We start from the raw sequence: 5,278 nt of genomic DNA, 5'->3' as shown, positions 1-5,278 counted from the left end.
TTCGTCCCTGGTGAACGCGGGCGCCCGCAGCCGATGCTGGAAACATGAAAGCCGACTCGACCGGCCTGCGGGTGCTCTCGCGGGCCGAGTGCCTGGAACTGCTCGCCTCGGTGCCGATCGGGCGAATCGTCTTCACCGATCGCGCGCTGCCGGCCATCCAGCCGGTCAACTACGTGCTGGACGGGAATCGGCTGGTGATCCGGGCCACTGCCGGTTCCAAGCTGGCGCTCGCGGTACGTGACACGATCGTGGCCCTGGAGGCCGACGCGTTCGACCAGGCCGGCCGGACCGGATGGTCGGTGACCGTCGTCGGGCACGCGCACGCCGTACCGGAGAGTCGCGGGGAGTTCAGCCTCCTGGCCCACCTGCCCCTGGCCCCCTGGACGCCCCGGGGTGGAGAGCAGCCGGACGTCCGGGACCGCTACATCGTGCTCACGGTGGAGCAGATCTCCGGCCGCCGGGTTGAGACCCACCCCTGACCGCCAGGACCGTTCCCGTGCTCATCCCTGCCGCAGGGGTACCCGTCGGCGCAGGCGGCTCCCGCCCTCGGCCCGCCCGGCGGTGAACCGGCTGTCCACTCTGTTACGAGCCCACGCGGCGGTATCACAGCGGGACGCTCCAGCACAGCCGGGTGCCGCCCTCCTCCCCCGCCGTGGCCTCGAAGGAGCCGCCCAGCAGTTCGGCTCGTTCTTCGAGGTTGCGCAGGCCGCTGCGTCGGCCCTCCGGCGGCAGGCCGACGCCGTCGTCCCGCACGACCAGCGTCAGCTGCCCGCCGGCGACCTCCACCGCCACCTCGGCCCTGCTCGCCTTGGCGTGACGCACTAGGTTCGACAGCGCCTCCCGGAGTACCGCAAGCAGATGCTCAGTGATCTCCGCGGACACCTGATTGTCAAGGCTGCCCTCCATCCGCAGGCCCGGCATGAAGCCCAGATGTCCACGGGCGCCCTCGACCAACTCCACGATCTGCGCGCGCAGGCCGGGCACAGTCTCATGGCCGGACGTCTGCAGGGCGAAGATGGTCGAGCGGATCTGCCGGATCGTCGCATCCAGCTCGTTGATCGCGTGCTGCAGCCGCCCCGACGCCTCGGGCCGCTCCACCATTTTGACCGTGCTCATCAAGGTCATCGCCACCGCGAACAGCCGCTGGATGACCACGTCGTGCAGGTCCTTGGCGATGCGGTCGCGGTCTTCCAGCAGGCCCAGCCGCTCGGCGTCGCGGCGTGCCTCGGCCAGCTCCAGCGCGATCGCTGCCTGCCCGGCGAAGGCGGTCAGCATGCGCTGGTCGGCCTGGGTGAACGGGATCCGGCCGGGCCGCTTGGCCAGCGCCAGCACCCCGCGCACGGTCCGGGCCGCGCCCAACGGCACCAGCAGCCCGGGGCCGAAGCCGGACGCGCGCAGCGGGGAGGCCGGATACGGGATGTCCTGCAGGTTGCCGTAGAGCGCCGGCTCCCCGCGGGTGAACACCGCACCTGCCGCGGATGCCTCGACGGGGAAATCCGTCTCCTGAAACGTACCCGCCTCGGGACCTTCGGTGATCTCTATGTGCAGCGTCTTCCCGTCATCGTTGGGCAGCAGGACCTGGGTCAGGTCGGCGTCGGTCATCTGCCGGGCCCGGCGGGCGATCGAGCTGAGCACCTCATCCGCCCCGGCCCCCGACAGCAGGCTGGTGGTCACCTCCGCCGAGGCCTGCAGCCACCTCTCCCGGCGCCGGGAGTCCTCATACAGTCGGGCGTTCTCGATCGCCACGCCGGCCGCGGTGGCCAGCGCCACCACGATCGCCTCGTCCTCTTCGTCGAACTCTCCGCCGCCGCGCTTCTCCGTCAGATACAGATTGCCGAAGACCTCCTCGCGCACCCGGACCGGCACCCCCAGGAAGGAGCCCATCGGCGGGTGGCCGGGCGGGAAGCCGTAGGACTCGGGATGGTCGGAGATGCGGGTCAGCCGCAGCGTCTGCGGCTCCTTGATCAGCAATCCGAGCAGGCCCAGGCCGTGCGGCCAGTGCTCGATGGCCGCGATCTCCTCCTCGCTCAGCCCCACCGGCACGAACTGGATGAGAGTGTTCTCCTCACTCACCACGCCCAGCGCGCCGTAGGAGGCGTCCACCAGCGTGGTGGCGGTGGCCACGATCCGCCGCAGCACGGTCTCCAGGTCCAGGTCGCTGCCGACCGAGACCACCGCCTCCAGCAGCGCGTGCACCCGGTCGCGGGTGGCCAGCACCGCCGTCAGGCGCGTCTGCAGCTCCGCCAGCAGCTCATCCAGCCGCATGTTCGGAGCGAGAGAACGCGACTCCTTATCCGTCATACCGGAAGTTTCGCACTAAAGCCGTACCGGTGCCCACCCAGCTCGGGGTGGGCACCGGTACGGCTTTGGCCACGGCACTCCTTCATCTGCGCCGCTTCGCCCTGCTTGCTTCGGCGCTACTTCAGGATCGGGTGGCGGCGCACCAGCGCGGTGGAGCCCCACCACTTGCCGATGCCCAGGCTGTCGCCCGCGTTCGCCAGCGCCAGGCCGGCCAGCACGAGGGCGTAGACGATGTGGTCGTCCATGAACGGGTTGGTGGCCAGCGGCAGCTCGGCCGCCCACATCAGCACCAGCATCAAGGCGCCGGTGACGGCGGCGATCCGGATGCCCGCGCCGGCGATCAGCGCGGCGCCGATGCCGAGCAGGCCGAGCATGAACAGCCAGTCGACCCAGGCCAGCCCGGCCAGGCCGGAGAAGAACCCGCCCAGCGCGTTCTCCCCGGTGCCCTTGAGGAAGCCGGTGGTGGGGCTGCCGCCGCCGATCCAGGCGCGCTCGGCCGGGGCATCAGGGCACGCATCCCTCCGCTCTTCACGGCGCAGCGCATCGGAACCGGTCGGTCTCCACGCCGGACACCTAACGGTGATCTCATGGGTTCGTCCGGCCCTCGGCGCGGAACGTCCCATGGACGAGGGGCCTCTTGCCTCTCCGGCCGGGCCGTCCAGCCATCGGGCGTGCGATTCACCCCCGCTGTCCTAGACCGCCCGCATCTGTAAAGCGACATGGGCCACGACCTCGGCCCGCCCGTGCGACGCCCGGGTGGAGGCGAGCCAGGCGGCTCGGCGTATCTCCTCGATCAGGATCTCGCCGGGTTCATTCGCAAACGAGACATACACATGCAGAGTGCCGTCCACCTCGGCCAGCCGTACCTCGGGCCGGATACCTTCACGGCCTGTGATCGGTGTGATGGCCTCGACGACGGCGCGGTGCATCGCGGGACCTGCCGGGGCCATGGCCTCGGCGCACGTCCGCACCAGTTGATCGGAGTCGCAGACCGCCGCAGGGCGCGGCCGACTCACCCGCTCCCGGCGGGTGGCAGAAAGTGACATCATGCCCGTCGAGCGCGAGGAACGCGCCCGGAACCAGTGCGCCGGACGGCGCCGACTCCGTGACCAAGATTCTCACGACGACCACTTTGTTGTGCCGCCTCCATCGGCGGCAGGGACGAAAGTCCCGCGATCCGGACCGATAGGGACGGCGCGGCGGCGCTGTCCGTCATCGACACTCGATCACCTGCGGCAGATCGCGTGCCCGATCAGTGAGCTAGCGGGGTGAAGAAGCACGTCCCAGCGTGAGATAGGCGATCGGGCCGAAGGGCTGGACGAGCAGCAGCGGCCACCACATTCCTTTGCGTCCCCGCACCTGCCCGGCAGGCCTGCGCCACAGGTCGGCGGCCGCCGTGGCGGTGAGTGACAGCTCTACGGAGGCCAGCGTCAGGATCGCCGCCTGCTGCCGGTCGGACAGCTCATGCCGGCGCTTGCGCGAACACGTCATGGGTGCTCCTCGGTAACGAGTGGCACGGGTTCGATGCGGAACAGTGCGGTGCGCACCTCGCCCGGCTCATCGGTGATGACGGTACGACCGGCCACGGCCGTCAGGACGTCCACCGTGGTGATCATTCCGATCAGCCTGCCGTTCTCGCCGACGACCGGGACCGCGTCACAGGAGGCGTCCAGCATCGCCGCCGCCACCTCCTCCAGCGGCTGATCCGGTCGCGCGCGCGGCATCCTGCGCCGACTGATCAGGCTGTGAATCTGGCGATGGGATTGTTCCGCAGGGCCGCCGGACCAGCTGCCGGCCAGGTCCTCGCAGGTGAGGATACCCAGGGGCCGGGCGCGGGCGTCGATCACCGGGAGGTGGTGGACGCCGGCGCGGCGCATCAGCTCCCAGGCCATCAGCGGCGACTCCTCCGCGACGACGGTGACCAGAACACGGCTCATCACCTGCTCGGCGGTCAGAGTTCCGGCATTCACCGTTCCTCCTTACCGGGCCGGACGACGGCGACCGGGCAGTGCGCGCGGTGCAGCACGCCGTGGCTGACCGATCCCAGTACGGCCGAGCTGAATCCGCCCCGTCCGTGCGAGCCGACCACGACCAGATCCGCCTGGCGTGAGGCATCCGACAACACGGGCACCGGATGGTCGCAGACGGTCGACTCCTCCACCTCGACCTCCGGGTACTTCTCCCGCCAGGGCGCCAGGCGCTGCCGGGCTGTGTGAGCCTCGTCCTCGAAGAGCCCCTCCACCACCGGGCTGTAGCCCAGGGCGTACGCCGACAGCATCGGCATCTGCCAGGCGTAGACCGCCCGCAGCCGGGCCCCGCGCCGCCGGGCCTGGGTGAAAGCGTACGCCAGCGCGGCCTCGGAATGCTCCGAGCCGTCGAACCCGACGACGATCACGCCGTGCACGGTCCGCACCGGGGCGCGCACGATGACCACGGGCCCGGCCGCGTGCCCGGCCAGACCGAGTCCGACCGAACCGAGCACCAGCCCGGCGAACCCGCCGACGCCCCTGCTGCCGATCACGAGGGTGCCGGCTTCCTCGGATGCGCTCTTCAGCCCTTCGACCACCGTACCGGCCACAAGATCGGTGGAGATCTCAATCCCGGGCGCACGGTCACGGGCCCGGTGCGTGGCGGCGGCCAGCACCTCTCTCACGTGTTCGGTCACCGAGCCGCCGACACCACCCACCTTGGGCAAGGGAGCGGCACCGGCCCACACGTCATGCACATGCACGATCTTCAGTGCTGCGTCGCTGCGCACGGCGTCCTCGGCCGCCCATTCCACCGCCGCCATCGCGGGTTCGGATCCGTCGACACCGACAACGATCAATCCGGCCACGGCCGGCCTCCTTCCAGAGGATCTCGGTACCTTCGCCTCCATCCCACTCCCGGAAGAGAAACTCGGGTACCGGTCGAACGTCATCTGACGCAAGGACCAACGGCACACCGGCGGCCCCGTGCACAACCTCGGCTTTGGCCC

7 protein-coding genes are annotated in these 5,278 nt (G+C 70.3%); 1 reads left to right on the top strand and 6 read right to left on the bottom strand.

Annotated elements, in window-relative coordinates:
- Positions 1 to 44 precede the first annotated feature (44 nt).
- Positions 45 to 479 (top strand): pyridoxamine 5'-phosphate oxidase family protein, encoded by a 435-nt coding sequence (locus Plo01_RS39670; protein WP_203895970.1) that lies wholly within the window; start codon positions 45 to 47, stop codon positions 477 to 479.
- 124 nt (positions 480 to 603) lie between these two features.
- On the opposite strand, the gene Plo01_RS39665 is transcribed toward Plo01_RS39670, so the two are convergent.
- The 6 genes from Plo01_RS39665 to Plo01_RS39640 form a co-directional block, all read right to left on the bottom strand.
- Positions 604 to 2,301 (bottom strand): sensor histidine kinase, encoded by a 1,698-nt coding sequence (locus tag Plo01_RS39665; protein WP_203895969.1) that lies wholly within the window; start codon positions 2,299 to 2,301, stop codon positions 604 to 606.
- 116 nt (positions 2,302 to 2,417) lie between these two features.
- A complete protein-coding gene (locus Plo01_RS39660; RefSeq protein ID WP_239317965.1) occupies positions 2,418 to 2,924 on the bottom strand; it encodes a hypothetical protein in 507 nt (168 codons plus the stop codon).
- Between the two features lie 69 nt (positions 2,925 to 2,993).
- Complete coding sequence (locus tag Plo01_RS39655) at positions 2,994 to 3,230, bottom strand: hypothetical protein (RefSeq protein WP_203895968.1); 237 nt, start codon at positions 3,228 to 3,230, stop codon at positions 2,994 to 2,996.
- A gap of 331 nt (positions 3,231 to 3,561) precedes the next feature.
- On the bottom strand, positions 3,562 to 3,792 hold the full coding sequence (locus tag Plo01_RS39650; protein ID WP_203895967.1) for a hypothetical protein: 231 nt from the start codon (positions 3,790 to 3,792) through the stop codon (positions 3,562 to 3,564).
- Entirely contained in the window at positions 3,789 to 4,271 is a 483-nt protein-coding gene (locus tag Plo01_RS39645) for a CBS domain-containing protein (RefSeq protein WP_203895966.1), read from the bottom strand. Before Plo01_RS39645 ends, Plo01_RS39650 begins: the two co-directional genes overlap by 4 nt.
- Complete coding sequence (locus Plo01_RS39640) at positions 4,268 to 5,137, bottom strand: universal stress protein (RefSeq protein WP_203895965.1); 870 nt, start codon at positions 5,135 to 5,137, stop codon at positions 4,268 to 4,270. The genes Plo01_RS39645 and Plo01_RS39640 overlap by 4 nt, the downstream gene beginning before the upstream one ends.
- Positions 5,138 to 5,278 lie beyond the last annotated feature (141 nt).

Source organism: Planobispora longispora, from assembly GCF_016863135.1.
Classification (GTDB): domain Bacteria; phylum Actinomycetota; class Actinomycetes; order Streptosporangiales; family Streptosporangiaceae; genus Planobispora; species Planobispora longispora.
This window is presented reverse-complemented; position numbering and strand designations above follow the sequence as displayed.

Excerpts from the sequence above, each read along its gene's own strand:
- Plo01_RS39650 (WP_203895967.1), bottom strand. The coding sequence starts at position 3,792 with ATGACGTGTTCGCGCAAGCGCCGGCATGAGCTGTCCGACCGGCAGCAG.
- Plo01_RS39670 (WP_203895970.1), top strand. The coding sequence starts at position 45 with ATGAAAGCCGACTCGACCGGCCTGCGGGTGCTCTCGCGGGCCGAGTGC.
- Plo01_RS39665 (WP_203895969.1), bottom strand. The coding sequence starts at position 2,301 with ATGACGGATAAGGAGTCGCGTTCTCTCGCTCCGAACATGCGGCTGGAT.
- Plo01_RS39660 (WP_239317965.1), bottom strand. The coding sequence starts at position 2,924 with ATGGGACGTTCCGCGCCGAGGGCCGGACGAACCCATGAGATCACCGTT.
- Plo01_RS39655 (WP_203895968.1), bottom strand. The coding sequence starts at position 3,230 with ATGCACCGCGCCGTCGTCGAGGCCATCACACCGATCACAGGCCGTGAA.